We start from the raw sequence: 481 nt of genomic DNA on the forward strand, positions 1-481 counted from the left end.
GCAATGTCCGGATCGTGTTCCCACGTCACCAGCTCGGCCGGACCATCTCCAGACTGCAGCACCGTGTCACCCAGACGGCTGCCATGTTGATAGAAACTTGCATCCGCATGGAGAGGCACAGACGGGTCGGACAGCGTGGCACTCGTGTAGAAAACCTCACCGTTCCTCAAATACTGGACTGTGCCGTCTTCCAGACGCTCGATCGTGAGCTCATCGCCAACAAAATATTGGCCAAAGGTTCCCTTGCTCACCCCGTTCTCGTAAATCGAAAGCTTGCCGTCGGATTGCTGTCGAATGCCGTATTCGATCGTGGATGTTCCAACATCCCCACCATCCGCAGAAAGTCCAAGCAGGACGTACTTGTTGGTCCGATAGACCGTCGTGCTGAGAGAACCAGCTCCGACAAAACTCTCCTGCGAATAGGCCCCACGATCCCAGCCGCCCGTGCTGCCACCCGTTTTCTCAATCGCATTCGTTGCAA

At 55.9% G+C, this 481-nt stretch carries 1 protein-coding gene; it reads right to left on the reverse strand.

The window, feature by feature from the left end; translation table 11 throughout:
* Positions 1 to 481: hypothetical protein (locus ACXAIC_RS24820; protein ID WP_475187126.1), on the reverse strand; the 481-nt coding region annotated here is incomplete at both ends.

Source organism: Roseibium sp. AWQ4_254 (assembly GCF_056161025.1).